Annotated in this window: 22 protein-coding genes and 1 pseudogene; 17 read left to right on the plus strand and 6 right to left on the minus strand. The window is 66.4% G+C overall.

Annotation, left to right across the window (positions count from 1 at the left end; all coding sequences use genetic code 11):
* Positions 1-17: 17 nt before the first annotated feature.
* The gene (locus tag VEIS_RS06390) at positions 18-4,346 is read right to left on the minus strand and encodes an Eco57I restriction-modification methylase domain-containing protein (RefSeq protein WP_011809086.1); all 4,329 of its coding nucleotides are present in this window, start codon (positions 4,344-4,346) and stop codon (positions 18-20) included.
* Between the two features lie 191 nt (positions 4,347-4,537).
* Between VEIS_RS06390 and VEIS_RS06395 the strand changes: the two genes are divergently transcribed.
* The 4 genes from VEIS_RS06395 to VEIS_RS06405 all read left to right on the plus strand — a co-directional run bounded on the left by VEIS_RS06395 (position 4,538) and on the right by VEIS_RS06405 (position 11,362).
* Positions 4,538-8,416 (plus strand): DUF3683 domain-containing protein, encoded by a 3,879-nt coding sequence (locus VEIS_RS06395; protein WP_011809087.1) that lies wholly within the window; start codon positions 4,538-4,540, stop codon positions 8,414-8,416.
* 135 nt (positions 8,417-8,551) lie between these two features.
* The gene (locus VEIS_RS25650) at positions 8,552-8,704 is read left to right on the plus strand and encodes a hypothetical protein (protein ID WP_157048419.1); all 153 of its coding nucleotides are present in this window, start codon (positions 8,552-8,554) and stop codon (positions 8,702-8,704) included.
* Between the two features lie 180 nt (positions 8,705-8,884).
* Positions 8,885-9,796: an ABC transporter substrate-binding protein gene (locus VEIS_RS06400; protein ID WP_011809088.1), complete on the plus strand. Its 912-nt coding sequence runs from the start codon at positions 8,885-8,887 to the stop codon at positions 9,794-9,796.
* A gap of 27 nt (positions 9,797-9,823) precedes the next feature.
* Positions 9,824-11,362: an amino acid ABC transporter permease/ATP-binding protein gene (locus tag VEIS_RS06405; RefSeq protein WP_011809089.1), complete on the plus strand. Its 1,539-nt coding sequence runs from the start codon at positions 9,824-9,826 to the stop codon at positions 11,360-11,362.
* A 537-nt stretch (positions 11,363-11,899) separates the two neighbouring features.
* Here VEIS_RS06405 and VEIS_RS06415 read toward each other — a convergent pair.
* Together VEIS_RS06415 and VEIS_RS06420 are read right to left on the minus strand one after the other, a co-directional pair.
* On the minus strand, positions 11,900-12,583 hold the full coding sequence (locus VEIS_RS06415; RefSeq protein WP_011809090.1) for a GntR family transcriptional regulator: 684 nt from the start codon (positions 12,581-12,583) through the stop codon (positions 11,900-11,902).
* Positions 12,562-13,419 carry an urea carboxylase-associated family protein gene (locus VEIS_RS06420; protein WP_041949851.1) on the minus strand — a complete coding sequence of 286 codons (858 nt, stop codon included), beginning with the start codon at positions 13,417-13,419 and terminating at the stop codon, positions 12,562-12,564. The genes VEIS_RS06415 and VEIS_RS06420 overlap by 22 nt, the downstream gene beginning before the upstream one ends.
* A gap of 198 nt (positions 13,420-13,617) precedes the next feature.
* Between VEIS_RS06420 and VEIS_RS06425 the strand changes: the two genes are divergently transcribed.
* The 3 genes and pseudogenes from VEIS_RS06425 to VEIS_RS30315 all read left to right on the plus strand — a co-directional run bounded on the left by VEIS_RS06425 (position 13,618) and on the right by VEIS_RS30315 (position 14,998).
* Positions 13,618-14,034 (plus strand): gamma-butyrobetaine hydroxylase-like domain-containing protein, encoded by a 417-nt coding sequence (locus tag VEIS_RS06425; protein WP_011809092.1) that lies wholly within the window; start codon positions 13,618-13,620, stop codon positions 14,032-14,034.
* Positions 14,035-14,178: 144 nt separating this feature from the next.
* Positions 14,179-14,718: pseudogene (locus VEIS_RS31495) on the plus strand (beta-ketoacyl synthase chain length factor); the annotation flags it as partial.
* Between the two features lie 22 nt (positions 14,719-14,740).
* A complete protein-coding gene (locus VEIS_RS30315; RefSeq protein WP_049773834.1) occupies positions 14,741-14,998 on the plus strand; it encodes a hypothetical protein in 258 nt (85 codons plus the stop codon).
* A 64-nt stretch (positions 14,999-15,062) separates the two neighbouring features.
* On the opposite strand, the gene VEIS_RS29625 is transcribed toward VEIS_RS30315, so the two are convergent.
* Positions 15,063-15,206, minus strand: coding sequence for a hypothetical protein (locus VEIS_RS29625; protein ID WP_198138091.1), 144 nt, complete (start codon positions 15,204-15,206; stop codon positions 15,063-15,065).
* On the opposite strand from VEIS_RS29625, the gene VEIS_RS06435 reads away from it, so the two are divergent.
* The 5 genes from VEIS_RS06435 to ubiB all read left to right on the plus strand — a co-directional run bounded on the left by VEIS_RS06435 (position 15,188) and on the right by ubiB (position 20,053).
* Positions 15,188-15,955 (plus strand): 4'-phosphopantetheinyl transferase family protein, encoded by a 768-nt coding sequence (locus VEIS_RS06435; RefSeq protein ID WP_232287861.1) that lies wholly within the window; start codon positions 15,188-15,190, stop codon positions 15,953-15,955. The two genes, VEIS_RS29625 and VEIS_RS06435, sit on opposite strands and share 19 nt — an antisense overlap.
* Before the next feature lie 110 nt (positions 15,956-16,065).
* Positions 16,066-16,797 (plus strand): bifunctional demethylmenaquinone methyltransferase/2-methoxy-6-polyprenyl-1,4-benzoquinol methylase UbiE, encoded by a 732-nt coding sequence (gene ubiE, locus VEIS_RS06440; RefSeq protein WP_041949852.1) that lies wholly within the window; start codon positions 16,066-16,068, stop codon positions 16,795-16,797.
* 67 nt (positions 16,798-16,864) lie between these two features.
* The gene (locus VEIS_RS06445) at positions 16,865-17,830 is read left to right on the plus strand and encodes a Tim44 domain-containing protein (RefSeq protein WP_011809096.1); all 966 of its coding nucleotides are present in this window, start codon (positions 16,865-16,867) and stop codon (positions 17,828-17,830) included.
* Between the two features lie 67 nt (positions 17,831-17,897).
* A complete protein-coding gene (locus VEIS_RS06450) occupies positions 17,898-18,491 on the plus strand; it encodes a hypothetical protein (protein ID WP_011809097.1) in 594 nt (197 codons plus the stop codon).
* Complete coding sequence (ubiB, locus tag VEIS_RS06455) at positions 18,488-20,053, plus strand: ubiquinone biosynthesis regulatory protein kinase UbiB (protein ID WP_011809098.1); 1,566 nt, start codon at positions 18,488-18,490, stop codon at positions 20,051-20,053. Before VEIS_RS06450 ends, ubiB begins: the two co-directional genes overlap by 4 nt.
* Positions 20,054-20,433: 380 nt before the next feature.
* Here ubiB and VEIS_RS24675 read toward each other — a convergent pair whose 3' ends face one another.
* Both VEIS_RS24675 and VEIS_RS06465 read right to left on the minus strand, forming a co-directional pair.
* Entirely contained in the window at positions 20,434-20,865 is a 432-nt protein-coding gene (locus VEIS_RS24675) for a hypothetical protein (RefSeq protein ID WP_011809099.1), read from the minus strand.
* An 8-nt stretch (positions 20,866-20,873) separates the two neighbouring features.
* Positions 20,874-21,359 carry a Panacea domain-containing protein gene (locus tag VEIS_RS06465; RefSeq protein ID WP_011809100.1) on the minus strand — a complete coding sequence of 162 codons (486 nt, stop codon included), beginning with the start codon at positions 21,357-21,359 and terminating at the stop codon, positions 20,874-20,876.
* A 155-nt stretch (positions 21,360-21,514) separates the two neighbouring features.
* Here VEIS_RS06465 and VEIS_RS06470 point away from each other — a divergent pair, with 155 nt between their 5' ends.
* The 5 genes from VEIS_RS06470 (at position 21,515) to clsB (ending at position 26,460) form a co-directional block, all read left to right on the plus strand.
* Entirely contained in the window at positions 21,515-21,859 is a 345-nt protein-coding gene (locus tag VEIS_RS06470) for an FmdB family zinc ribbon protein (RefSeq protein ID WP_011809101.1), read from the plus strand.
* A gap of 8 nt (positions 21,860-21,867) precedes the next feature.
* Positions 21,868-22,506, plus strand: coding sequence for a DUF502 domain-containing protein (locus tag VEIS_RS06475; protein ID WP_011809102.1), 639 nt, complete (start codon positions 21,868-21,870; stop codon positions 22,504-22,506).
* A 30-nt stretch (positions 22,507-22,536) separates the two neighbouring features.
* Positions 22,537-24,351, plus strand: a complete 1,815-nt coding sequence (gene aspS / locus VEIS_RS06480; protein WP_011809103.1) for an aspartate--tRNA ligase — start codon at positions 22,537-22,539, stop codon at positions 24,349-24,351.
* A gap of 116 nt (positions 24,352-24,467) precedes the next feature.
* Positions 24,468-25,205: an endonuclease/exonuclease/phosphatase family protein gene (locus VEIS_RS06485; RefSeq protein ID WP_011809104.1), complete on the plus strand. Its 738-nt coding sequence runs from the start codon at positions 24,468-24,470 to the stop codon at positions 25,203-25,205.
* A 22-nt stretch (positions 25,206-25,227) separates the two neighbouring features.
* Positions 25,228-26,460, plus strand: coding sequence for a cardiolipin synthase ClsB (gene clsB / locus VEIS_RS06490; RefSeq protein WP_011809105.1), 1,233 nt, complete (start codon positions 25,228-25,230; stop codon positions 26,458-26,460).
* Positions 26,461-26,715: the final 255 nt, after the last annotated feature.

Here is a 26,715-nt window from a genome sequence, read left to right on the forward strand (position 1 = left end):
TCGGGGGGCGTTGCCGTTCACGCTTGCAGCAGCGGCAGCAGCGCCAGGATGTCGGTTTGTGTTTTGTAGCTGCCAAAAATCTTCATGTCTTGCTCACGCACGATGGGGAAGGTCTCCAGCATGTAGCGGACTTCTTCGGCGCCCAGCCCGTACAGATGGAAAAACACCGCATCCAGCGCGGCCATGCGCGCGCGGCGCTGGTCTTCGTCCCACGGCAGGGGCGCCAGCGCCTGGCCGTCGGCGTCCACATAGCCCATGTCGCGGGCGAAGGCGGCCATGTCGTGGGCGGTATAGGTCAGCGCCAGCACCTGGGGCAGCACGAAGTCGGCCACCGTGGGGTGCGCGTGGCGGCCGTTCATCAGTTGGGCGGCGCGCATCGCGGCGGCGAAGGCGGCCGGCAATGGCGCGTCAAAGCGCTGCGCTGCGATGACGGCGGCTTGCTCGACGATGAACCAGTTGAGGTTTTGGCCCTGCACCTTTTGCCGCAGGGCAAAGTCGAACGCCAGCGAGCACAGGTTCGCGAGCAGCAGGGCGGCCCACCGGGCGTAGCCTGGTTCTGCGCCGCGCTCGGGCAGCAGCATGGCCATGCTGTTGCCCACTGCGCAGCGGGGCAGTAGCGCGGCGATCATGGTGCGCATGTTGCTCGGCGCGGTGACGCTTTTGTAGGCAATGCACCATGGCCCCTGCCAGATCGGGGCGATGTCGTTGGCGTCGACCCAATACTGGGGCTCGGGGTAGCGCGCGGGGTTTGCTTTTTCGCCGGCGGCCAGCGCCCCGGGCTGTGCTGCGCGTTTCAGGTTCGCCGCATTGACCAGGACATCGGCCGCCCGGTGGTCGAACATCTGCACCATCTTGCCTTCGTACAGGGGCAAGGCCGCCCGGGCGCCTGCGCCGTCGGCCTTTTCCCAGCGGTTGAAGGCGGCCCGGGTCCAGCCTTGCCGGTCGAGTTCCTCTTTTTTCAGGAACAGGTGCGAGTCGTTCGTCATGTCAAACATGCGCTGGTATTTGACGGGCCATGCCTTGTCGTCCGGCTGCCGGCCCAAAGACTTGCTCAGCGCGCCGTGCCTGACCAGCACCGGGTGCCGGGCGTAAAGCCCGAGGGTGATGTCCGCATCGCGCTGGTTGCGGAAGATCGGGGCGGCGCCGGTGTTCGGGTTGACGCGGGCGAAGTCCTGGCTGGAGAGGCTCAGGACGCGGCCCGGCTCGTCGAGCTCGGCCAGGCTGTGCAGGTAAAACGCGCAGCGGCTGGGCTGGGCCTGCGCTGGCTCGGTCGCCGTCAGGCGCGGGGCTTTGCCGAACACCAGCGCGCAGAATTTGAATCTGCTGTGCACATCGGGAAAGAAGCGCCTGTGGTTTTCAAAGTCGAACAGCGCGTGCAGCCGGCCGGTGCTGCTCAGGTGGCGGATGAACTCTGCGGCCCCTTTGTCGGCGGCGATGCCGCTGGGGGTGAGCAGGGCCACCACGCCTTGCGGGTGGATGAGGGCCTGGGCGCGCTCGACGAACAGGCTGTAGAGGTTGATGTCGCCCCCGCCGAGCAGCGGGTAGTCGCCGCTGCCCTGCCGGCCGTTGCCCAGCACGCGGGCGTTGGCCTGGGCGCGCTCGCTGGCTTGCAAGTAGCTTTGCCACAGCGGGGATTTTTTGCTTTGCAGCGCGCCAATCAGCCGTTTGCGGTCGGCGGCGCGGGTTTGGGCGGCGATGTGCAGATCACGCTCGGCAAACCACTCCACCTCTTGCAGCTTGATGCGATCCCACGGCGGGTTGCCGATGATGGCGTCGAATCCGCCGGGAGTGGCCCGGGCCTTGTCGCCCCCGCCAAACACCGTGGGGAAACTGGTCCACCAGTGAAAGAAGCTCTCGCGCGCCGCCAGTCGGCGGGCCTGCGCCATCAGCGCATTGGCCGCTTGGGTGGCGCCGCCGCTGCCAGGCAATTGGCCCGCACCCAGCACTGCCACCAGGTTGTGGCCGGGGTCCAGCAGTTGGGTGATGCCCGGCAACAGCGCGTTCGGCTGGCCGTCTGCGGGTTGGAGCAGCCGGGGCAACTGGCTGGCCTCGGCGACAGGCCAGCCGGGCACCAGCCAGCGCAGCGCGCGCCAAAAGTCCAGCACCGCCAGGATGGGGGCCACTTGCGCATCGGCTTCGGCGGCCAGTTGTCTGGAAAGATGGGCCTCGGCAATGTCGACATCGGTCAGGTCGGCCACTTGCGCAATGTTGGCGGCGGCTTTGGCCAGACGGTCGAACTCGCTTTGCAGCAGCAGGCCGCCCAGGGCTTGCAGGTTGCGTTGCACCACGGGCAGCCGTTCTCCGTGCAGGCTGTCGCCGACTTTCAGGTGGTGGTCGAGAAAACTCAGCGGGGCGCCGACCGTAAAGGTGTGCAGCCACAGGGCGGTTTTGGCCAGTTCCACGGCCATCGGGTTTTTGTCGACCCCGAAGATGGTCTTCTTCAGGATCATGCGGCGCACGATGTGGCGGTCGTCGAGCTGCGCCTCGGTCACGGCCCAGCCATGGGTTCTGGCCGTCGTCTGTATGCTGCGGCGGATATGGCTGATGCGTGCCAGCACCGGGCTTTGCCAGGGGCGCCCGCGCTCGACCAGATGCGCGGCCCAGGGTTGGGCGTTGGCATGCAAGGCGGCCGTCGTGGTGGCTTCCAGCACCCGGTCGGCCAGGTCGTCGACCAGCGCCACCAGGAAATGGCCGCTGCCCATCGCGGGGTCGCAGATCTTGAGCTCCAGCATTTGGCTGGCCGGGTCGTGCGCGTCCAGGGTCTCCCGGTCGGCGGGGTTGAGCGCTGCTTTTCGGGCGAGCTTTTTCAGCAGCGCCTCGAACGCATCGAGGCGCTGCGTTGCCAGCACGCCGACGGACTCGCGCAGGATCAGGCGCACCAGGTCGTGGTGCGTGTAGTAGCTGCCGGACAGCTTGCGCGCAAAACTGGCCGGGGCGGCAATGATGCGGTCGATCTCGGGCTTGTCTTTGTAGTCGTCCCTGGCCTGCACCTCGTGCACCAGGCTGTAGGCCAGCAGACGCTCGTAAATGCTCCCCAGGTGGGCCACGGCCAGGTCGCGGTAGTTGATCCAGCCATGCCGCTGGTCTTCGGTGCGGCGCGAGAGGGCGTCGATGATGGGGGCCAGCACCTTGTCGGGGACTTTGCTGCGCTCCAGCAGCAGCGAGCGGCTGCGCTCGAACAGCCCCCCGTCGTAGGCGGGCATGCCCACATCGTCGTCGCCTTTGTCGATCAGCGTGAACGTTCCCTGAAGGTGCAGCCAGATGCGTCCGACGGTGCTGGAGAACATGCCCCCCGCATCCACCTTGTCGCGCACCTCTTCGCGGATGCGGCGCACGCTGTAGGGCGCGTAGCGCGCATCGCGCACCGGCAGCAGGTTGCGGTCTTCGGCGTAAAACAGGAACAGCAGCCGGTACAGCAACACCAGCGCGGCTTCGCGCACTTCGTCCAGATAGTCGGGCGTGTACTGGCTGCGGGTGAACTGGCCGTAGCCGATGCGCTGGCTGCGCGCGTGCAGGTCGCCCCGGGCCAGCGCATCGGCCAGTTGCGCAAAGATGTCGGCAAACACTCTCGCGCCCAGGTCTTGCGCGACCTTTTCTTCGTACAGCCGGGCTTCATTCAGGGCGTAGGCATGCCAGGATCGATGCGCGCTGTCCCAGCTTTGCGGCAGGAATGCGCTGCGCTGGAAGAACAGGAAAAACAGCCGCAGCGCATGGGCCGGGGCGATTTCGTCCGACTCTGGCTCGATGCCCGGCAGGCCCAGCGCGGCGGCGACGTCGACCTCGAAAAACTCCTCGGAGCGGGAACGGGCGCCCTGCCAGTACAAGCGCCAGACATTCCCGTTGGTGAGCATGCCCCACTGGACGGCACGCTCGGACACCAGTTCGGCACGGCTGAGGTAGCGCAGCATTTGGCTCGACGGCGCGTCAGGGTCGGCAGGCTCGGCGCCATCGCCCCGGTCGAGCGGGCGCAGCCAGCGCTTGGCCTCCAAAATGACCAGGCCGTGGCGGTAGCGCAGCTCATCCTTGCGCTGCCCGAGGGCGGCGGTTTTTTGCGCGCCATCGGCAAACAGCAGGTAGTCGGGCACATCTTGGCGACGTTTGCCGGACAGGTTGACCTGGGGCAAAAAGTCGTCCCCCCAGCCCAGCGCCGCCAGCACCTTGTCGATGACCAGGGACTCGGTCTGCGCTTCGTCGATGGTGGCGCCGGCATCGAGTCCGGCACTTTGGTAGATGCTGCGCAACGCGGCGGTGAAAGCCGCGCAGGCCAGGTCATCGAAGGCTTGGCAAGGGGGCGTCGCCAGGACACCGCGCGTCAGGAAGTCTTGGCTGAAAAGTTGCCCTTGCATCTGCTGTCGGGGGTGGCTGTGCGCTGGCTGCGGGTGCCGGGAGTGTAAGCCGGCGCCGCGCGGGCACCGGCAGGCGCATGGACCGGGGCCGGGGGAGCGGCTGGCATAAAATCGCGCCCCCTAAGCCCATGGGCGGCTGCGCGCCCATCACGGATGGACCCGTGCGCAGCGCCCACCCGAGGTAGACCCCGATGAATGTCCCGATGGCGCTGGCGGCTTTGCCGGCGCAGGCCGCCGAGCCGGCGCGTCTGCGCGAAATTCCCTACAACTACACCTCGTTCTCCGACCGGGAGATCGTGATCCGTCTGCTGGGGTCTGCGGCCTGGGAGGCGCTCGACCAACTGCGCAATGAGCGCCGCACGGGGCGCTCGGCCCGCATGCTCTACGAGGTGCTGGGCGACATCTGGGTGGTGCAGCGCAACCCCTATCTGCAAGACGACCTGCTGGACGACCCGGCGCGCCGCAAGCTGCTGGTCGATGCGTTGCAGCACCGCCTGGGCGAGATCGAAAAACGCCGCCGGCCGGCCGACGATGCGCAGCGCGACCGGCTGGTGGGCGAACTGGTCGTGGCCGCGCGCCGCGCAGTGGCCGGGTTTGATGCCAGTTTCGGGCAGGTGGCCCGGCTGCGCCGCCAGGCGCGCAAAACGCTCGGGCGCCTGACGGCCAAGGACAACATCCAATTCGACGGCCTGGCGCGCGTGAGCCATGTGACCGACGCCACCGACTGGCGCGTGGAATACCCCTTCGTGGTGCTCACGCCCGGCACCGAGGCCGAACTGGCCGCGCTGGTCAAGGGCTGCATCGACCTGGGTCTGACCATCATTGCGCGTGGCGGCGGCACGGGCTACACCGGGGGCGCGGTGCCGCTGACCGGCATGAGCGCGGTGATCAACACCGAAAAGCTCGACGCCATGACCGGGGTGCAGATGCGCCAGTTGCCGGGCCTGGACCATGAGGTGGCCACCGTCTGGACCGAAGCCGGCGTGGTCGCCCAGCGCGTGGCCGACATGGCCGAGCGCGCGGGTTTTGTGTTTGCCGTGGATCCGACCAGCGCCGAGGCCGCGTGCGTCGGCGGCTGCATCGCGATGAACGCCGGCGGCAAGAAAGCCGTGCTCTGGGGCACGGCGCTGGACAACCTGGCCAGTTGGCGCATGGTCACGCCCGATGCGCAGTGGCTCGAAGTCACCCGCATCGCCCACGACATGGGCAAGATCCATGATGCGGACATGGCCAGCTTCGAGCTGCAGTACTTCGAGGCCGATGGCCGGACGCCGGTGCGCACCGAGCGCCTGGACATCCCCGGCAAGAGCTTTCGCAAGGCGGGCCTGGGCAAGGACGTGACCGACAAGTTCCTCTCGGGCCTGCCCGGCGTCCAGAAGGAGGGCTGCGACGGCCTGATCACCAGCGCGCGCTGGGTGCTGCACCGCATGCCCGGGCACCAGCGCACCGTGTGCCTGGAGTTCTTTGGCAGCGCCAGGGACGCCGTGCCCAGCATCGTCGAGATCAAGGACTTCATGTTCGCCGAGCAAAAACGCTCGGGCGTGCTGCTGGCCGGCCTGGAGCATATGGACGACCGGTATCTGAAGGCCGTGGGCTACGCCACCAAGAGCCGCAAGCATGGCGGCGGCCTGCCCAAGATGGTGCTGTTTGGCGACCTCGCCGGCGCCGACGCCGACGCCGTGGCGCGCGCCGCCAGCGCGGTCGTGCGCATTGCCAACTCGCGCAGCGGCGAGGGCTTCATCGCCACCAGCCCCGAGGCGCGCAAGAAGTTCTGGCTCGACCGCAAGCGCACGGCCGCCATCAGCCGCCACACCAACGCCTTCAAGATCAATGAGGACGTGGTGATCCCGCTGCCGCGCATGGCTGAGTACACCGACGGCATCGAGCGCATCAACATCGAGCTGAGCCTGCGCAACAAGATCAGTCTGTGCGATGCGCTCAGCGCATTTTTCCAGCGCGGCCAACTGCCGCTGGGCCAGCATGACGAGACCAGCCAGATACCGTCGGCCGAACTGCTGGAAGACCGCGTGGCCCAGGCGCTGGCCTTGGTGGCCCAGGTGCGCGCGCAGTGGTCGGCATGGCTGCAGGACATTGCAACCTTGTTCCCGCAGTTGCAAGACCACAGGCTGCGGGCCAGTTGGAAGACCCAATTGCGCGCGCCGCTGCAGGGCATCTTCTGCGGGGCGGCATTCCAGCCCATCCTCGACCAGGCCACGGCCATCCACCAGCGCGTGCTCAAGGGCCGCGTGTGGGCGGCGCTGCACATGCACGCCGGCGACGGCAACGTGCACACCAACCTGCCGGTCAACAGCGACGACTACGACATGCTGCAAACCGCGCACCAGGCGGTAGCGCGCATCATGGCGCTGGCGCGCAGCCTCGACGGCGTGATCTCGGGCGAGCATGGCATAGGCATCACCAAGTTGCAGTTTCTGAGCGACGAAGAACTGCTCCCGTTTGCCCGGTACAAGCGCGAGGTGGACCCGCACGGGCATTTCAATCGAGGCAAATTGCTGCGAAACGAGGAGCAGGCTACACAAGCCGATCAAGCACTGGCGGCCGACCTGAGCCGGGCCTACACGCCCAGCTTCGGCCTGATGGGCCACGAGTCGCTGATCATGCAGCAAAGTGACATCGGCGCGATTGCCGATTCGATCAAGGACTGCCTGCGCTGCGGCAAATGCAAGCCGGTATGCGCCACGCATGTGCCGCGCGCGAACCTGCTGTACAGCCCGCGCAACAAAATCCTGGCCACCTCGCTGCTGGTCGAAGCCTTCCTCTACGAAGAGCAGACGCGCCGTGGCGTGAGCATCAAGCACTGGCAGGAGTTCGAGGACGTGGCCGACCACTGCACGGTCTGCCACAAATGCGAAAGCCCCTGCCCGGTGAAAATCGACTTCGGCGCGGTCACGATGAACATGCGCAACCTGCTGCGCAAGATGGACAAGCAAAGCTGGCGCCCGGGCCATGCGCTGGCCATGGCCATGCTCAACGCCACCAACCCGGACAGCATCCGGCTCCTGCGCCGGGGCCTGGTGGACCTGGGCTTCAAGGCCCAGCGCCTGGCCGTCGACCTGCTGCGCACAATGGGCCGCCAGCAGACGGACAAGCCGCCGGCCACGGTGGGCGCTGCGCCGGTCAAGGAGCAGCTGATCCACTTCATCAACAAGAAACTGCCCGGCGGCCTGCCCAAGAAGACGGCGCGCGCGCTGCTGGACATCGAGGACAAGAACTACGTCCCCATCATCCGCAACCCGCAGACCACCACGGCCGAGACCGAGGCCGTGTTCTACTTTCCCGGCTGCGGCTCCGAGCGCCTGTTCAGCCAGGTGGGCCTGGCCACGCAGGCCATGCTCTGGCATGTGGGCGTGCAGACCGTGCTGCCGCCCGGCTATCTGTGCTGCGGCTACCCGCAGCGCGGCGCGGGCCAGTTCGAGCGGGCCGAGAAAATGATCACCGACAACCGGGTGCTGTTCCACCGCGTGGCGAACACGCTCAACTACCTGGACATCAAGACCGTGGTGGTCAGTTGCGGCACCTGCCACGACCAGTTGCAGGGCTACGAATTCGACAAGATATTCCCCGGCAGCCGCACCATCGACATCCACGAATACCTGCTCGACAAGGGCCTGCGCTTGCAGGACCAGGGCGCCTACCTGTACCACGAGCCTTGCCACAACCCGATGAAACGCCAGGATTCCATGACGACGGTGCAGGCGCTGCTGGGCAACCGGGTGCTCAAAAGCGAGCGCTGCTGCGGCGAATCCGGCACGCTGGGCGTGACCCGGCCCGACATTGCGACCCAGGTGCGTTTTCGCAAGGAAGAGGAGATCAAAAGCAACGAAGCCAGTCTGCGCGCCAGCGGCGCCGCGCCGCAGAACATCAAAATCCTGACCAGTTGCCCCAGTTGCCTGCAGGGCCTGAACCGCTACCGGGACGACCTGCAAAACGGCTTGCTCGAAGCCGACTACATCGTGGTCGAAATGGCCCGCGCCCTGTTGGGCCACGACTGGCTGCCCGGCTATGTGCAGCGCGCCAATGACGGGGGCATCGAGCGGGTGCTGGTGTGATGGCCGCCGTGCCCGGCGATCGGGGGCACTTCAGGCGCAGCGGCACGGCGCCCGGCACGAGGTCGCCGAGGTAACCGAGGTAACCGAGGCAACGCCCGGCGCCGGCGGCTTCGTCCAGGCCAACGCTGGCGACTCGTGTCGCGTCACCGATCATCTGTCGGTCTGCGCTGGCCATCGAAGCGCATCGCGGCGTTGCATCGCTGGCCAATACAGCTCGGTATGGGCTGCGCGATGCGCCTTGCGCTGCGCTCCGATGGCTGCGCGCAGCCTACGACATCTGATCGGTGACACGACACTAGCGCCCCGGGCCTGCGCTACGGGAAAACACCCATACTGCCGGCGGGTTCCGGGAGCGCAGAATCGACAGAGATTGTTCAACAATCACGAGCGCTGCAAGCCCTTCCGGACAGGCCACGCAAGCCCGGCGCTGGCGCCGCTCTTTCAGGACATCCGACAGGGGGAAAACCGATGCGCGATTCCGTCTTGCTGATCCGGCTCCAGCGCGCGGCCAGCGCGCTTGCCCCATTCAGGCGCGCGGCCAGCGTGCGTGCTCCGTTCCAGCGCGCGGCCCGTGCGCTTGCCGCCATCGCGCTGTGCAGCCCCGGTGCCTGGGCGCTTGCGGCATCGGGCATCGTCGAGGGCCGCCTGACCGTCGGCTCCGATCTCACCTATCCGCCCTATGCCTTCTTCGAGGCCGGCAAGCCGGCCGGTTTCGACGCCGACTTTGCGCGCTTGCTGGCGGCCAAGCTGTCGCTGCAGCCGGTGTTCGTCGATACCCGTTTCCCGGACCTGATCCTGGGCCTGCGGGCGCACCGCTTCGACATCGTGGCGTCGGCGCTGTACATGACGCCGGAGCGCGCCAAACTGATCGACTTCATTGCCTACCTCAAGACCGGCGCCGCGCTGCTGGTGCCGGCCGCGAGCAGCGATGCGCCCGCCACACCGCAGGCGCTTTGCGGCAAGCGCGTGGCGTCGATCAAGGGCGCATCCTGGACGCCGAAACTGCACAAGGTAACGCGCGAGCTGTGCCAGCCGACGGGCCGGCGCGCCATCGAGGTGCTGGAATTTCCGAGCTCGCCGGAGGCCCTGATGGCGCTGCGCTCGCAGGCGGCCGACGCGATGATGGAAGACGCAGCGGTGGCGCACGCCATGCTCGCGCAGACGAACAACGCCGTGAAGTTGAGCTCCACCGCGCTGCTGTATCCGGTGGTGATCGGCTTGGGCCTGCACAGGGATGCCCGGCAACTGCAAGGCCAGCTCCAGCAGGCCCTGGACCAGGCGCGCGCCAGCGGCGAGTATGCGGCGCTGTTGTCGCGCTATGGGCTGCAGCCGCCTTCGCCGGCCGATATCGAGGCCGCGCTGGCCGTGCCGCCAAAATGACGCCACGGTGCGCAGCAGGCCAGCCACATGCACTTCGATGCGGACTACGCGCTCGGTCTGTTGTGGGACAGGGATTTTTGGAGCGCCTGTCGGGTGGTGGTCGAGCTGAGCATCGCCACCTGGTGCATGGGCCTGGTCGCCGGCTTTGGGCTGGCATTGGGCAAGCAGTCGGGCAGCCCGGTGCTGCGCCGGCTGGCGGGCCTGTATATCTGGTTTTTTCGCAGCCTGCCGCTGCTGGTGCTGCTGGTGTTCACCTACAACCTGCCGCAGGTATTTCCGGCGTCGGGCGTGCTGCTGTCCGATCCGTTCTACGCCGGGCTGACGGCCCTGGTGGTCAGCGAGACGGCCTTCATCGCCGAAATCCACCGCGGCGGCATCCTGGGCGTGCCGCCCGGGCAGATCGAGGCTGGCCGCGCGCTGGGCATCGGTCGCGCCGGCATACAGCGCATGATCGTGATTCCGCAGGCGCTGCGCATTGCGCTGCCGGCGCTGAGCAACGAGTTCATCACCATTGCCAAGATGACCTCGCTGGTGTCGGTGATCTCGCTGGCGGAGATACTGCTGGTCGGCCAGCGGCTGTACACGCAGAACTTCCTGGTGTTCGAGACCATGCTGGCGGTGGCCTTCTACTACGTGCTGATCGTCACCGTCTTCGACAAACTGCTCGGCGCGCTGGAAGCGCATATGAACATCCTGCGCCGCAAGCCCCGGCCCCTGGCGCTGGATCGACGCACGCTCGCTGCGCTGCGCGCCAAGGACAGCCGGCCACGGGCCAGCCCTGGCGTCCGGGGCGCCGAATATGCGCTGCAAGTCCAGGGCGCGCGCAAACGCCTGGGCGGGCATGAGGTGCTCGAGGGCATCGACCTGGCGGTGCGGCCAGGCGAGGTGATCAGCATCATCGGGCCGTCCGGTTCGGGCAAGACCACGCTGATACGCACGCTCAACGGCCTGGCCTCGCTCGATGGCGGGCGCGTGCTGCTGCACGGGCAGCCGTTCCTGGACGCGACACGCTCGTCCAGCCCCGGCGCGCGCGTCCTGGGCGTCGGCATGCTGTTCCAGGGCCTGAACCTGTTCCCGCACAAAACCGTGCTGCACAACGTGCTGCTCGCGCCCAGCTACCACCGGCGCGGCAAGTTCGCGGACCTGCGCTGCCAAGCGCTGGCGCTGCTGGACAAGGTGGGCATGCTCGATCACGCCCACAAATACCCGCACCAACTGTCCGGCGGCCAACAGCAGCGCGTGGCCATTGCCCGCGCGCTGGCCATGCGGCCATCGATCATGCTGCTGGACGAGCCGACATCGGCGCTCGATCCGCCGTTGGTGGCCGAGGTGCTCAAAGTGGTGGAGACGCTGGCGCGCGAGGGCATGACGATGCTGATCGTGACGCATGAGATGGGCTTCGCCTTCAGCGTGTCCGACCGTGTGCTGTTCATGGACAGCGGCCGCGTGCTGCTCGATGCGCCACCGGCCCGGTTGCTGGCCAGTGAAGACCCACGGATCAAGGGCTTCCTCCGCCATATGCAGATGGCTGGCCAGCCCGTCGGCCAAGCCCATGCACGCGCCTGAGCCTGCCCCTCGACCATTCGGACGATGCCATGCACCTGCCGCACGGGCTTTCATCGCGCTTTTGGTCCGTGCAAAGGTCGGCCATTCGGCCCGGATGGCCCGGATGGTGAAGCCCATGGCGGGCGATGTGGATGGCCCACCCTGCGCCGTGCCCGGCAAAGGCCCCGCCTTCGGCCCGTGCACCGTCCATGTCGCGATGGGGGCGCCAGTTGCTTGCGGGCGATTCCCGCTGGCGGTCATCCCTCATGGTTCCGGCAGTTCAGCGAGGGTGCGCCGCACGCTGGTTTTGGCGCTGGCGGTCTGATGGGCTGCAGTACACCCATCAGAACCTGTCGATGCGGCCACGCCACCTCCGTTTGTCCATCGATGCGATGGCGGCCGATGCGCAGTTGCATTCCCATGCAGAGGGGGCGCAAGCCGTGGTGATTGGCCTCAAGGCCCTGGTGCTGCTGGCGCCGGGTGTCAGCCTTTTCATGCGCGGCGCGGCGTCCGGTGCGCGTGCCGGTGCTGCTGCGCGTATCAGGGGCCGTTACGGGCTTATGGGCCTTGCCGGTTTTTCAGCCGGGCCAGGACGCCGGTCAGTATGCGCTCCGAATCGTCCAGGTAGCGCGCCAGCGCCAGCGCCGCTGCGTTGCGCTGGCCTTGCACCAGCAGGCCGTGGATCAGGCGTTCGCGTGCGATCCAGTCCGATGTCTGAATGCGGCTTTCGTCCACTTCCGAAGCGAACACCAGACGCAGTTGCGCGCACAGCGTGCGAAAGAACTCGTCGAGCAACCGGCTGCCCAACTGCGCGACCAGATGCTGGTGCACCTGCAGGCTGAGCGTGCCGACGCGGCGCCAGTCCTGCCTGGCCAGCGCGCGCTCGGCCGCCTGGTTGGCGGCCAGCATCTTGTCCAGCAGCGCGGGCTTGAGCGCGCGCTCGCCGCTGACGGCCTGCAACTCCAGCGCGCGCCGCGCCGCGTAGATGGCACGCAGATCCTTGCGTTCCATGCGGCGCACGATCACGCCCTTGTGGCGCACGAAGGTGGCCAAGCCCTCGTGGCCCAACTGGTGCAGGACTTCGCGGATGGTGTTGCGCGACGCGCCGTAGGTCGCGGCAAGCTCGACTTCGACCAACTGCGTGCCGGGCGGCAGCTTGCCGTCGATGATGTCGTCGCGCAGCCGGTGGTTGATCCGCTGCGCCAGCGGCAGCGTCGGGGTCACGGGCGTCGTGATGACCACGCGACTTTTTCCGGATGCAGGCCGTGGACGCCCCGGTACGGGGAAACTTCGGGCGCCGTCCAGCCTTGCAGCAGCGCCGGGTCGAGCGCGTAGACCTCGACGCCCAGCGGCCTGCAGACATCGACCGGATCGCGCGCCTGCGGCCCCCACATCGGCACCGACAAATCGCCGCCGGGGCAGGTGGAGATGGCGCACAGCAGGTCGATCTCGGCGAAGAACTCCAGAAAGTCGCCAGGCTGCGCCGGGCAAGCCTTCATGAAGTACTTGTCGTCATCGTTCAGGCCCGTGACCTGGAACACGTTGAGCACGTCATGCACATCGAACTCGGTCAGGCCATGCGGCGCAATCGCGCGGGTCAGGTTCGAGTGGCAGTGAAAGTGAAAGTCCTGGCCCGTCAGCAGCCGGTTCACATAGGGGTCGCAGCGGGTGCCCAGCAGATCGTGCACGCGGGCGCCGTCGTGGTCTGCGCCGTAGCCCGCCAGCGTGTCTTCGGTGATGGTGGCCAGCGGGCGCAGATAGGGCAGCGTCGACCAGAGCCGGTCGTGCGTGCTGACATGCGCCTGCTGCAACTGCCGCGTGCGCGCGGCCCACATGCGCTCGCGCGGGTTGTGCAGATTCCAGAGGTTCAAGTCGGCGACCTGCGGGCCTTCGAGGGTGACGATGCGAAACAGATGGCCGGCCGGCACCTTCCAGGCAAAGCCGCTGCGGATCGGGACCACATGCGCGGCGAGCAATCGGCGCTGCGCGCGCTCGGCGATCAGCGTGCGGTAAAAAGCCCGGTCCACGCTCAGGGCCGAGCCCTTGCTGACCTGATACGCTGCGGGGTGACTGGACATGCTTGCCTTTGCCGTAAAACCATCGTCAGGCGGTGGCCGACGGGCCAACATTGTTGAACAACCAGGCCCCGAGCATAGCGCAGCGAAAGAGCGTGGCAAGGCGTCTTCGGTAGGGAAAACACCGACCGCCGGCAGATGAGGCGTTGCATCCCGGACAATCCCCGTGGTCGTCGACCCGCATTTTCACAAGGTGATCCCATGGCAGGTTTGAAAGCCGGCGCGCCCACGCCGCAGGCACTGACGGTGCACCAGAAGTCGCGGGTGCTCGAAGTGGCGTTCTCCGATGGCGCCAAGTTCCGCATCCCGTTCGAATTGCTGCGCGTGTATTCACCCTCGGCCGAGGTGCAGGGCCACGGGCCGGACCAGCAGGTGCTGCAGACCGGCAAACGCGATGTCACCCTGGTCAACCTGGAGCCGGTGGGCAACTACGCCGTCAAGCCGACATTCTCCGACGGCCATGACAGCGGCCTTTTCAGTTGGGACTACCTCTACGAACTGGGCCAGCAGCAGCAGGCGCTGTGGGCACGGTACATCGAACGGCTGGCCGCAGCGGGTGTCGAGCGCGATGCGCCGATGGCCCCCAAGGCCGCAGGCCATGCCTGCGCCGACCACTGAGCGCCACGCCTTGCGCTGCGAACCTGCGCAGCCCGGGTCTCGACCGCGCCAAGGCGCGATCGGCGAACGGGCGCAGGACGCAGACTGCGGGTCTTCGCGCACCACAGGCCCGCCCCACGCAATCAATCTGGAAGAACCACGCACATGCCGGCCCGATCGAGGGTGAAGCCATCCGCCCACGGGTCTGCTGCGCCGTTCGAGTTCATCATTCTCGAATGGTCGGCGTATGCCGATGGCCTGATCGATCGTGCTGCCTGGCTCAGGTGGGCCGAAGGCTTTGCGCCACTTCCCCGGCCGACCGTAGCCACCGTGCCGGCGTTGGCTGAAATGCCGGCCATGATGCGCCGCCGCGTGGACCGTTTGGGGCGTCTGGCCTGCCAAGTCGCCTATTGGTGCCAGCCCGCAGCCCAGGCGCCGATGGTGTTTGCTTCGCGCTATGGCGATGCAGAGCGGAGCCTGTCGCTGTTGGGCGATCTGGTGCGGGGGCAGCCTTTGTCGCCCACCGGATTTGGTCTTTCCGTGCACAACGCCATATCCGCTTTGTATTCGATCGCACGGGGACACACGAGCAATACGGTGGTCGTTGCAGCGGGCCGCGCCAGCGCCGCAGCCGCACTGACCGAAGCCGCTGCGCTGCTGGCAGACGGCGCCATCGAGGTGCTGGTGGTCTGTTACGACGCCCCTCTGCCAGGTCAAGCAGGCCATCATGGTCGGCGCAGCCGCAAAGGGCTGGACCACGGCCGAGCAGGGGGACGGCCAACTGCTGGCGACAGTGAATGTTCGCGGCAAGCACACCGTCATGGTGTTGATTGCCTATACGTCCGAAAAATACTCGCTGGCCTATCAGAACAGCATCGGCATGAACTACGACCCGAATGGCGGCCAGCCGCTCATCCACCCTTCCTACAACAAATGGGTGCAGGGTCTGCAAGAAGCCATCCGCACCGAGCTGTTCAAGCTCTGATTGACGGCCGGCCAAGGCGGGCATTGCCCCAGCGCATGGCGCCAGACTAGTGTCGCGTCACGGATCAGATGTCGTAGGCTGCGCGCAGCCATCGGAGCGCAGCGCAAGGCGCATCGCTTGCCAATACCGAGCGTATTGGCAAGCGATGCAACGCCGCGATGCGGTTCGATGGCCAGCGCAGACCGACAGATGATCGGTGACGCGACACTAGGCATGATCCCGGGCGACAGGATCATCAGCCTCACGCTCCAGAGTGTCGACGCCCTCCATGCGGGCCTGTCTGGCCTGGGTCTGCGCTGGCTCAGCAAACCGGAGCAAACGCGCCTGGCCACCATGACGGCGCTGCGCCGGCGTGCCCAGTTCATCGCAGGACACTGGCTGGCGCGCCAATGCCTGGCGGCCCGGGCAGGGGGGCATTGGCAAGATTACGTCCTGTCCGCGCCGGATGATGCTGCGCCCCGAATCCTGGCCATGCCCGAACGCATGGACTTCGGAGACTGGCATTTTTCCTTGAGCCACAGCGCTGACTGGCTCGCCTGTGCGGTAGCACGGCAGCCCGTGGGCGTGGACGTGGAACGCTGCGACCGTGCACGCGACTTTCCCGCCCTGATTGAATGGCTGCATGAACCCTCGGCCCTGCCAAGGTGGAGCGGGAAAACGCCGCAGGAGCAGCAGTCCTGGTTTTATGCGCAGTGGACCCTGAAAGAAGCCTGGCTCAAGCAAGCGGGGCCGGACCGACCGCCGATGAGGTCCATCCGCTTCACGCCGTGCGATGATGCACGCAGTGTGGCCATGGTGGGCCAGAATCAGACACTGACCCTGGCGGTCTACCCGGCCACAGCGGCGACCCTGCAATGGGAAGAAACAAGCCCCCAGCAGTTCGATTGGACATGCTGGAGCCACACGCACAACCCGCAGCCAACCCCCGCGATTCCCGGGGCGCTATTGAAAAAATAGCTGTCCGCACAATATATGCTTGCACCAGCGGCCATCTTGCTTCAGAATGGTGCGGGCTGGGCGCGGCAGCACCCCTGCCCATCCGCAGGGCTGTCGCGGCAATGACTTTTATGAACACCACGCATTTCGGTTTCCAGTCGGTTGACGAGCAGGCAAAGGCAGGCCAGGTGCGTGCCGTGTTCGACTCCGTCGCCCCCCGGTACGACCTGATGAACGATCTGATGTCGGCGGGCCTGCACCGCGTCTGGAAAGCCTGCGCCGTGCTCGCGGCCGGTCTGGGCGAAGGCAGTCAGGTGCTCGACATTGCCGGCGGCACGGGCGATTTGGCGCTGGCGTTTGCCAAGAAGGTGGGAGCCTCGGGGTGCGTGCTCCACACCGACATCAACGAAGCCATGCTGCGCCTGGGCCGCGACCGCCTGATCGACGCCGGCGTGCTGCTGCCCACCCTGGTCTGTGATGCGCAGCAACTGCCCTTCCCCGATGCGCGTTTCGATCTGGTGAGCGTGGCCTTCGGCCTGCGCAACATGACGCACAAGGACCAGGCCCTGGCCGAGATGTGCCGTGTGCTCAGGCCCGGCGGCAAGCTGCTGGTGCTGGAGTTTTCCAAGGTGGTCCGGCCGTTGCAAAAGGCCTACGACTGGTATTCGTTCAAGGTGCTGCCCCGGCTGGGCCGGTGGGTGGCCGGCGACGAGGCCAGCTACCGCTACCTGGCCGAGTCGATCCGCATGCACCCCGGGCAGGAGGCGCTCAAGCGCCTGATGCAGCAAAGCGGCTTCGGGCATGTGGACTATCACAATATGACAGGGGGCATCGTGGCCTTGCATGTCGGCATCAAATGTTGAGCCGGTGGTTGAACCAATGCTGCGATTCCTGCTCAAGTGACAAGTGTTAACGTGATGGAGAAATGACATGATGAAACTGTGGTCTGTGGTGTTGGTCGCGCTGCTGGTGCTGGCACATGCCGATGCCGACGCCAAGCGGCTCGGGGGTGGCAAGTCCATGGGCAGGCAATCGGGCAACGTGACGCAGCGCGAGGCGGCAACGCCGCCGGCCAGTCCGGGAGCGCCAGCCCAGAACGCCGCCAAGCCGGCAACATCGCCGGCAGCGGCCGCACCGGCGACGAAGCCCTGGGGCGCGATGCTCGGCGGTCTGGCGGCGGGTCTGGGCCTGGCCTGGCTGGCGCATTCGCTGGGCCTGGGCGCAGGCTTTGGCCAGTTCCTGATGATCGCGCTGCTCGCCATGCTGGCCTATGCCGTCTACAGGATGGTGCTGCGTGCCCGCCAAGGCGGCGCGGGCGGCTCCGGGCTGGCCTTGCAGGGTGCGGGCGCAAGCTCGCCGCAGGCCGCGCAGGCGCCCGTGCAGTACAGCCCCCACAACGTGGGCAACGACGCCTCGGCGCGCCCCTGGGAGGGCAGCGGCATGGCTGGCCGCCAGCCGGCCGCAGGGGTGGTGATCGGCTCGGGCTTGGCCGGTGCGCAGAATTGGGGTGTGCCCGAGGGCTTCGACACGGACGGCTTTCTGGCTGCGGCCAAGCGCAATTTCGTCACGCTGCAAGCGGCCTGGGACCGTTCGGACATCAGCACGCTGCGCTCCATGATGACCGACGACATGCTCGGCGAGATCCGCGCGCAACTGGCCGAGCGCGAAGCGCAGCATGGTGCGCAGAGCCAGCAGACCGAGGCGGTGATGATCGAGGCCCGCTTGCTGGGCATCGAAGACCAGGCCGACTGCTACATGGCCAGCGTCGAGTTCTCCGGCATGATCCGTGAAGAGCCATCGGCCGGCGCCAGCCCCTTCCGTGAGGTCTGGAACATGACCAAGTCCAAGGCCGGCAGCACCGGCTGGCTGGTGGCCGGGGTGCAGGCATTGCAGTAAGAATCCAGGCCATCGGGCTTCTTCGCTCGTCCGGCGGGCTTGCGGTTCAGGGAATAATCGGGGGACCATGGCAACACCACAGTCCCCTTTTTCCTTGCTGAACGGCCTGCTCGCGCGCGTGGCCGCCGGCCCGCAACCACCGCCGCAATGGCTGGTGCATGAGATGCAGCAGCGCATGGTGCTGTTTCTCAACCATGTGCTGATGCAGGAAAAGCAGGCCATGGAGCGCTTGCTGCGGCAAAAAGGCCGCGTGGCCCGCGTGCAATGGCGCAGTTGGTCGCTGGCGCTGCTGATCACGCCGGCCGGGCTGTTCGACCTGGCCCCCGAGACGGCTGCGCCGGATCTGCGGCTGGAGCTGTCCGAGCCCTCGGCGCTTGCGTTGGCCCAGGGCGCGTTGCGCGGCGACAAGCCGGCCATCCGCATCGAAGGCGATGTGCAACTGGCCGCCGACATCAACTGGCTCGCGGACCATGTGCGCTGGGAGCCGGAGGAAGACTTGGCGCGCGTGATCGGCGACATGCCCGCGCATATGCTGGCGCAGCTTGCCCGCCGTGCGGCGCAGGCCCTGCGCCAGTTCGTGGGCGCGCGCCGGGCGCCGCCGGCACAGCCTCCTGCGGCAGCGCCAGTGCCGGCCAATGGCACCGACCGGGCCGACGCATGAAGCGCTTTCTGCGGGGCGCGACCATCTTGTGGGTGGTGTTCCGGTTTGGCCTCGATGGGCTGGTGCTCGACAGCTTTCAAAAGCCCGGGCTGCGGTTGCTGGCGCGCATGGTGTCCGTCGGGCGCCGTCTGGACGCGCCGCGCGGGCAGCGCCTGCGCGAGGCGCTGGAGCGCCTGGGGCCGATCTTCGTCAAGTTCGGTCAGGTGCTCTCGACACGGCGCGACCTGCTGCCGGCCGACATCGCCGACGAACTGGCGCGGCTGCAAGACCGGGTGGCGCCCTTTGCGCCCGAGATCGCCATCGCCACCATCGAGCGCGCGTTTCACCGCCCGGTGGATCAGGTCTTTGGCGCGTTCGAGCGCGTGCCGGTGGCCAGCGCCTCGATCGCGCAGGTGCATTTCGCCACGCTGCGGGACCGCCAGGGCATCGAGCGCGAGGTGGCGGTCAAGGTGCTGCGCCCGGGCATGTTGGCGGTGATAGAAAAAGACCTGAGCCTGATGCGCATGATGGCCGGCTGGGTGGAGAGCCTGTCTGCCGACGGCAAGCGCCTCAAACCGCGCCAGGTGGTGGCCGAGTTCGACAACTACCTGCACGACGAGCTCGACCTGGTGCGCGAGGCGGCCAATGCCGCGCAACTGCGCCGCAACATGCAGGGCCTGGACCTGGTGCTGATACCGGAGGTTTTCTGGGATTTCTGCCACCCCGAGGTGATGGTGATGCAGCGCATGAACGGCGTGCCGATCAGCCAGATCGAGCGCCTGCGCCAAGCCGGGGCGGACATCTCCAAGCTGGCGCGCGACGGCGTCACGATCTTTTTCACGCAGGTGTTCCGCGACGGCTTCTTTCATGCCGACATGCACCCGGGCAACATACAGGTCAGCCTGGAGCCGGCCACTTTCGGGCGCTGTATCTCGCTCGACTTCGGCATCGTGGGCACGCTGACCGAATCGGACAAGGAATATCTGGCGCAGAACTTCGTGGCCTTTTTTCGCCGCGACTACAAGCGTGTGGCCGAGTTGCATATCGAAAGCGGTTGGGTGCCTCCCGAGACCCGGGCCAACGACCTCGAATCGGCCATCCGCGCCGTGTGCGAGCCGTACTTTGATCGGCCGCTCAAGGAGATCTCGCTGGGCATGGTGCTGATGCGCCTGTTCCAGACCTCGCGCCGCTTTCACGTCGAGATCCAGCCCCAACTGGTGCTGCTGCAAAAAACCTTGCTCAACATCGAGGGCCTGGGCCGGGAGCTCGATCCGGAACTCGACCTGTGGAGCACCGCCAAGCCCTTCCTGGAAAAGTGGATGCTCGAACGAATGGGGCCACAGCGCCTGTGGCGCCAGCTACGGGCCGAAGCACCGCATTACGCCAAGCTGCTGCCCGAACTGCCGCGCCTGCTCCATGGCGTGCTGCGCCAGCCCCCTGCGGAGCAGCAGCAGGTTCTGCGCGAACTGCTCGATGCGCAAAAGCGCACCAACCGCCTGCTGCAGTCCATCATTTACGGCGGGGTCGGTTTCGTGCTCGGCCTGCTGGCGATGCAGTGGTTCATGCGCATCCGCGTTTTCTGATGCGCGAAAGTGACTCCATCCGTTGCCATCCATCTTTTGCCTCTCCTCAACCCACCCTGGAGTGCCGGAGCGGCACCATGGGCATGGTCATCGCAAGCCTGGCGACGCTGGTCTGCGGCGCATCCCGAGTGCCACTGGTCTTGGCCTGTACTGCCAGCGCGCCACCACCATGTTGGCGCTGACCATGGGCCTGGGGGTGTGGCGGTTGTTCGTCGCCAGCCCCATGCGGCCGAGTCCTTCCCGTAGCAACGGGCCGCCATGGCGAGCAGGCGCGCTGTTGCCTCAGCGGATCGACGATCACAAGAGGCAGGCCCCACGACGAGAAGGCAGTGTGGGCCCAATGCCGACACGGTATGGGGCCGGAAAACGGGGTGAAACCGCTACTTTTGTCTTTCCCGGTGCGGGAAAAGGCCGCGGATCACTCCCAAAAAGGCCGCCAAAACACTGACCGTCACCCCTGTCGTCACGGCAATGATCACTTTCTCGGTCCACAGCTCAATGCCGAAGCATGCTTTTACGAAACCCTGTGCAGCCAGCAAGACCCCCCAACACCCAAGGCATCCGACAGCCAATCGATAGGCTTTGTTTGCGAACTTCTCGCGCAGTTGCCGATTCGCCCGCATGTCGGCAATCTTCTCGTCGCGAAGCTCGTCCGGGAATTTTCCGGAGGGCGGCGCATCCTCACCGTCCAGAGATGCCCCGTCATCAACGGCCGACTCTTGATGGGCGGTGGAGGACGATTGCTTGCCACGGATCTGTTCCTTCCAATCTATCGCTGGCGTGCTTGGCGGATTGGAAGGCAAATCGGCCATCGTTGGACTTATTGGATCGAAGGATCGTTGCGAATTTGTTCAGCGGTGATTACCGTGCCGTCGGCACCGCCGCCCGTAGCCCACGCAGAACCTTCCAGATGGGTCATGCGCGATAGCTCCTGGGCATCGACAGCGCCATAGCGGTCGATGATGGCATCTATCAAACCCCATGTGTCCCGATCCGCCAAGGGGACCATCGGTATTTTGACGGCGTAGTCATCATCGCTCATTGCCAGGGTCGTCGCCTTGCGGGTGATGGGCCGATGGCCATAAGCCCTGAACTCATGGTAGACAGCCGGTATCACCGGCCCATGCTTCCAGCGCGCAAAGTGATCATCGAGAAGCGGGAAGCCTCTGACTTTCAGATGCCATGCTTGCGTGAAATACAGCAGCTTTTGCAGCTTCATGGGTGTCAGATTCGGAATGGCGCCTTGCCCAGCCTTCTGAACGAAGGCATTGGCGATGGCAAAAGCAGAGTACTCGGGGTGCGCCATGGTTCATACCTCCAGTGAAAACATGTGCCAAAGCCTTGGGTAGCGTGCCTTGGGCCTTGGATCTTAGCTTGGAATCCGCTTGGCGTCCCCTTCAGGATCGGCACGCCACCTATAATCGAAGGCTTTGCATTTGCCCTTGACCTTGATACACCGATATGCCTATTTACGCCTACCGATGCGGCTCCTGCGGCCATGCCAAGGATGTGCTGCAAAAACTCTCCGACCAGCCACTGACGCGATGCCCGGCCTGCGGTGCCGAGGCTTTTGCCAAGCAGCTGACGGCGGCGGGCTTTCAGCTCAAAGGCTCTGGTTGGTACGTGACCGATTTTCGTGGCGGCAGCAGCGCGCCGGCCAAGACCGACGACGCCAAAGCGGACGCCAAGACGGATGCCAAGCCTGAAGCCGCCGGCACCGGCACCGGCGCTGCTGCGGAAAAAGCAGCGCCGAGCGCAAGCACCTCCAGCGCCAGCAGCAGTTCTTCTTCTGCCCCGTCGAACTGAGTTCGGGCATGGCTGCGTTGCGCAAATGGCTGTTGACGGGTCTGCTGGTGATCGTGCCCGGTGTCATTACCGCCTGGGTGCTCAACTGGATCGTGGGCATGCTCGACCAGACCCTGCTGATCCTGCCTGGCGCATGGCAGCCCGACAAACTGCTGGGGGTTCATGTGCCGGGCTTCGGGGTGGTGCTGACGCTGCTGATCTTGTTGCTCGTGGGCGCCATCGCCAGCAATTTTGCCGGGCGCAAGCTGGTGCAGTGGGGCGACGCGCTGGTGCACCGCATTCCGGTGGTGCGCTCCATCTACTCCAGCGTCAAGCAGGTGTCGGATACGCTGTTCTCCGAAAGCGGCAATGCGTTTCGCAAGGCCGTGCTGGTGCAATGGCCCCGCGATGGTGTCTGGACCGTGGCCTTCGTCACGGGCGCGCCCGGCGGTGAAGTGGCGGCCTATTTGCGTGACGATTTCGTCAGTGTGTACGTGCCCACGACCCCGAACCCGACCGGTGGCTACTTCGTGATGATGCGCAGGAGCGACTGCGTAGAGCTCGACATGAGCGTGGATACCGCCCTCAAATACATCGTGTCCATGGGCGTGGTTGCGCCGGCGGACCCGTTGCTCGCAGCCCTGCGCTCCGATGAACCCTCTCTTTGACGCGCCACTGCGGCGCCGGAAGTTTTTGCCATGGCCATGCGCACCCACTACTGCGGTCTCGTGACCCAAGCCCTGATGGGCCAAACCGTGACCCTGGCGGGCTGGGTGAACCGCCGCCGCGACCACGGCGGTGTGATCTTCATCGACCTGCGTGACCGCGAAGGCCATGTGCAGGTGGTGTGCGACCCCGAGCGCGAGCAGATGTTCAAGACCGCCGAAGGGTTGCGCAGCGAGTTCTGCGTGCAGGTCACGGGCTTGGTGCGCGCGCGCCCGGACGGCAGCAGCAACGACCGGATCAAGAGCGGTCAGATCGAAGTGCTGTGCCACGCGCTGAACGTGCTCAACCCTTCGGTCACGCCGGCGTTCCAGATCGATGAGGAAAACCTGTCGGAAACCACGCGCCTGACGCACCGCGTGCTCGATCTGCGCCGCCCCTACATGCAGCGCAACCTGATGCTGCGCTACAAGGTGGCGATGCAGGTGCGCAACTTCCTCGATGCCAACGGCTTCATCGACATCGAAACCCCGATGCTCACCAAGAGCACGCCCGAAGGCGCGCGCGACTACCTGGTGCCCAGCCGCGTGCACGACGGCCAGTTCTTTGCGCTGCCCCAATCGCCCCAACTGTTCAAGCAACTGCTGATGGTGGCCGGGTTCGATCGCTACTACCAGATCACCAAGTGCTTTCGTGACGAAGACCTGCGCGCCGACCGCCAGCCCGAATTCACCCAGATCGACATCGAAACCTCGTTCATGCAAGAGCAGGACATCCGCGACCTGTTCCAGGACATGATCGAGACGGTGTTCCGGAACACGCTGGGCGTGGACCTGGGCGAATTTCCGGTGATGACCTACCAGGATGCGACCAGCCGCTACGGCTCGGACAAGCCCGATCTGCGCGTCAAGCTCGAATTCACCGAGCTGACCGGGGTGATGAAGGATGTCGACTTCAAGGTGTTCTCGGGCGCGGCCGGCATGAAGGGCGGCCGCGTGGTGGGCCTGCGCGTGCCCGGCGGCGCGCGCGACGCCGGCGGCCTCTCGCGCGGCGAGATCGACGCCTACACCGAGTTCGTCAAGATCTACGGCGCCAAGGGCCTGGCTTACATCAAGGTCAACGCGCGTGCCCGCGGGCGTGACGGCCTGCAGTCGCCGATCGTGAAGAACCTGCACGATGCCGCGCTCACCGAAATCCTTGCGCGCACGGGTGCCCAGGACGGCGATCTGATCTTTTTTGGCGCGGACAAGGAAAAGATCGTCAACGACGCCATCGGCGCATTGCGCACCAAGATCGGCCACAGCGAATTCGGCAAGAAGAACGGCCTGTTCGAGGAGCGCTGGGCAGCGCTGTGGGTGGTGGACTTTCCGATGTTCGAGTTCGACGAACAAGCGCAGCGCTACAGCGCCATGCACCACCCCTTCACGGCGCCCAAGGACGGCCATGAGGACTGGATGGCCAGCGCGCCCGAAAAATGCATCTCCAAGGGCTACGACATGGTGCTCAACGGCTGGGAAATGGGCGGCGGCTCAGTCCGTATCCACCGCGCCGATGTGCAGCAAAAGGTGTTCGACGCGCTCCAGATCACGCCCGAGGAAGCCCGGCTCAAGTTCGGCTTCCTGCTCGACGCGCTGCAATATGGCGCGCCGCCGCATGGCGGCATGGCCTTTGGCCTGGACCGCATCGTGACCCTGATGACCGGCGCCGAGTCGATTCGCGACGTGATCGCCTTCCCCAAGACCCAGCGCGCACAATGCCTGCTGACCCAGGCGCCCAGCCCTGTGGATGAAAAACAACTGCGCGAGTTGCACATCCGCTTGCGCAACCCTGACGCAGCCAAGGCCCACTGATCCGGCAACGGGCGCCGGCTTCCGAAACCAGGCAGGCGCCGGCGTTGTCCCTTCAGCGGCACAAGCCGCAGGCAGTGCAGGGCGGTGTTTCACCTTCCCTGCGACACAATCTGGTCATGGAACAAGACGATATCTTGCGTGTGGCAAGCTACAACATCCACAAGGGAGTGCAAGGCATAGGCCCGGGGCGTCGGCTGGAAATCCACAACCTGGGCCTGGCGATCGAGCAGCTCGACGCCGACATCGTCTGCCTGCAGGAAGTGCGCAAGCTGCACCGGCGCGAGCAAGCCTACTTTCAGCGCTGGCCCGAACTGCCGCAGGCCCAATTCCTGGCGCCCGAAGGCTATGAAGCCGTGTACCGCACCAACGCCGTCACCCGGCATGGCGAGCATGGCAACGCACTGCTGTCGCGCTGGCCCGTGATCGGGCACCAGCATCAGGATCTGTCGGACCACCGCTTCGAGCAGCGCGGCCTGCTGCATGTGCAGCTCGATGTCCATGGCCGGCCCCTGCACGTGATCGTGGTGCACCTGGGGCTGATAGCGGGCAGCCGCATGCGCCAGATCGAGCGGCTGCAAGGCTTCATCGAGCGCGAGGTGCCGTCCGCCGCGCCGCTGGTGGTGGCCGGGGACTTCAACGACTGGGGCGTGCAGGTCAAGCGCATGCTGGCCGGCTTTGCGCTGCTGGAGTTCGATGCGCCGCGCGCCTTTACCTACCCGGCACGGTTGCCGCTGGTGCAGCTCGACCATGTGTATGCGCGCGGGCTGGCACCGCTGTCGCTGCATGTGCCGCGAGGCCGGATCTGGTGGCGCATGTCGGACCACCTGCCGTTGATCGCCGAATTCCGGCGCTGAACCCGTGACGAAAAAGCCGACCATGGCCCAGGCATCCGGATTTGCCGCAGACCACCGGGTGCGCCTGTTGCAAGGGACCGGGGAGCTTTTTCCGGCCCTGATCGAGGCCATGGACGCCGCGCTGTCGGACATACAGTTCGAGACCTATATCTTCGACTTCACCGACTCGGGCGCGAGCGTGGCCCAGGCGCTGATGCGCGCCGCCGCGCGTGGCGTGCGCACCCGGCTGGTGGTCGATGGCGTGGGCACCGGCCCCTTGCCCCGCGTCTGGGCCGAGCGCCTGCACGCCGCCGGGGTGCAGTGCTGCGTGTACTCGCCGCTGGGGCCCTTGGGATTGTTGCTGCCCCGGTGCTGGCGCCGGCTGCACCGCAAGCTGTGCGTGGTCGATGGCCGCCTGCTGTTTTGCGGCGGCATCAATGTGCTCGATGACTTTCACGACCCCAAACATGGCCGGCTCGAAGCGCCGCGTCTCGATTTTGCCGTGCGCGCCAGCGGCAGCCTGGTGGCGCTGGCCAGCGACGCGATGGAGCAACTGTGGTGGCGCCTGCAGGCCGTGCGCGATGCGCGCCAGCGGCGCCTGCCCGAGGCGTTGCAAGCGTTGCAGGCGCTGCGCACGGCCAGTGTGACCAGTGCGGCCAGGCGCGCGGCCCACGGCGATGCCGGGCAGTTCATGCGCGCCGCGCTGGTGCTGCGCGACAACCTGCGCCACCGCAGCCAGATCGAGCGCGCCTACCGCCGCGCCATCGGTGCCGCGCGGCGCGAGATCATCATTGCCAATGCCTACTTCATGCCCGGCGGCAAACTGCGCCGCGCGCTGGTGCTGGCCGCGCTCCGGGGGGTGCGCGTGCGCCTGCTGTTGCAGGGGCGCTATGAGCACTTCATGCAGTACCACGCGGCCCGGCCGGTGTATGGCGCGCTGCTGGCCGCCGGGGTGGAGATCTACGAATACGCCCCGAGCTTTTTGCATGCCAAGGTGGCCGTGATCGATGCCCAGGGCCGCCGACCCTGGGCCACCGTGGGTTCGTCGAACCTGGACCCGTTGAGCCTGCTGCTGGCGCGTGAGGCCAACGTGGTGGTGCAAGACGCCGCCTTTGCCTGCGACCTGCGCCAGCGCCTGCTGCGCGCGATACAGCAAGCCGGGCGGCGCATGGACCCGGCGCGCTACGCCGGCCGGCCGCTGCGCCAGCGCCTGCTCGAGCGCATCGCCTACGCGCTGATGCGGCTGGCCCTGTGGGTCACGGGCCAGCGTTATTGAGCCTCCGTGCGAACGATGGATTCGTCGGGCCGTGGCACCTCGCTGCGCGTCTGCCTGGTGCGCGCTCCGGCAAATGATTGCTCATACCCGCAGCGATGCCGGCGGCGATGGGATCGAGCGCACAGGGCAACGGGAAAACCCGCCGGCATACCCCGCTCGCATACACTGCCGCCCGATTCCCGCAGGGACGACTGCCCAGGGCGCGAAGGCGCCCGGGCCGACCCCGGTGACGCTATTGAAATAGTAGCTTATGAC

This window comes from Verminephrobacter eiseniae EF01-2 (assembly GCF_000015565.1).
Classification (GTDB): domain Bacteria; phylum Pseudomonadota; class Gammaproteobacteria; order Burkholderiales; family Burkholderiaceae_C; genus Acidovorax; species Acidovorax eiseniae.

Coding starts and splice junctions, on each gene's coding strand:
- VEIS_RS06390 (WP_011809086.1), bottom strand. CDS start 4,346: ATGCAAGGGCAACTTTTCAGCCAAGACTTCCTGACGCGCGGTGTCCTG.
- VEIS_RS06395 (WP_011809087.1), top strand. CDS start 4,538: ATGAATGTCCCGATGGCGCTGGCGGCTTTGCCGGCGCAGGCCGCCGAG.
- VEIS_RS06400 (WP_011809088.1), top strand. CDS start 8,885: ATGCGCGATTCCGTCTTGCTGATCCGGCTCCAGCGCGCGGCCAGCGCG.
- VEIS_RS06405 (WP_011809089.1), top strand. CDS start 9,824: ATGCACTTCGATGCGGACTACGCGCTCGGTCTGTTGTGGGACAGGGAT.
- VEIS_RS06420 (WP_041949851.1), bottom strand. CDS start 13,419: ATGTCCAGTCACCCCGCAGCGTATCAGGTCAGCAAGGGCTCGGCCCTG.
- VEIS_RS06425 (WP_011809092.1), top strand. CDS start 13,618: ATGGCAGGTTTGAAAGCCGGCGCGCCCACGCCGCAGGCACTGACGGTG.
- VEIS_RS30315 (WP_049773834.1), top strand. CDS start 14,741: ATGGTCGGCGCAGCCGCAAAGGGCTGGACCACGGCCGAGCAGGGGGAC.
- VEIS_RS06435 (WP_232287861.1), top strand. CDS start 15,188: ATGATCGGTGACGCGACACTAGGCATGATCCCGGGCGACAGGATCATC.
- ubiE (WP_041949852.1), top strand. CDS start 16,066: ATGAACACCACGCATTTCGGTTTCCAGTCGGTTGACGAGCAGGCAAAG.
- VEIS_RS06445 (WP_011809096.1), top strand. CDS start 16,865: ATGATGAAACTGTGGTCTGTGGTGTTGGTCGCGCTGCTGGTGCTGGCA.
- VEIS_RS06450 (WP_011809097.1), top strand. CDS start 17,898: ATGGCAACACCACAGTCCCCTTTTTCCTTGCTGAACGGCCTGCTCGCG.
- ubiB (WP_011809098.1), top strand. CDS start 18,488: ATGAAGCGCTTTCTGCGGGGCGCGACCATCTTGTGGGTGGTGTTCCGG.
- VEIS_RS24675 (WP_011809099.1), bottom strand. CDS start 20,865: ATGGCCGATTTGCCTTCCAATCCGCCAAGCACGCCAGCGATAGATTGG.
- VEIS_RS06465 (WP_011809100.1), bottom strand. CDS start 21,359: ATGGCGCACCCCGAGTACTCTGCTTTTGCCATCGCCAATGCCTTCGTT.
- VEIS_RS06470 (WP_011809101.1), top strand. CDS start 21,515: ATGCCTATTTACGCCTACCGATGCGGCTCCTGCGGCCATGCCAAGGAT.
- VEIS_RS06475 (WP_011809102.1), top strand. CDS start 21,868: ATGGCTGCGTTGCGCAAATGGCTGTTGACGGGTCTGCTGGTGATCGTG.
- aspS (WP_011809103.1), top strand. CDS start 22,537: ATGGCCATGCGCACCCACTACTGCGGTCTCGTGACCCAAGCCCTGATG.
- VEIS_RS06485 (WP_011809104.1), top strand. CDS start 24,468: ATGGAACAAGACGATATCTTGCGTGTGGCAAGCTACAACATCCACAAG.
- clsB (WP_011809105.1), top strand. CDS start 25,228: ATGGCCCAGGCATCCGGATTTGCCGCAGACCACCGGGTGCGCCTGTTG.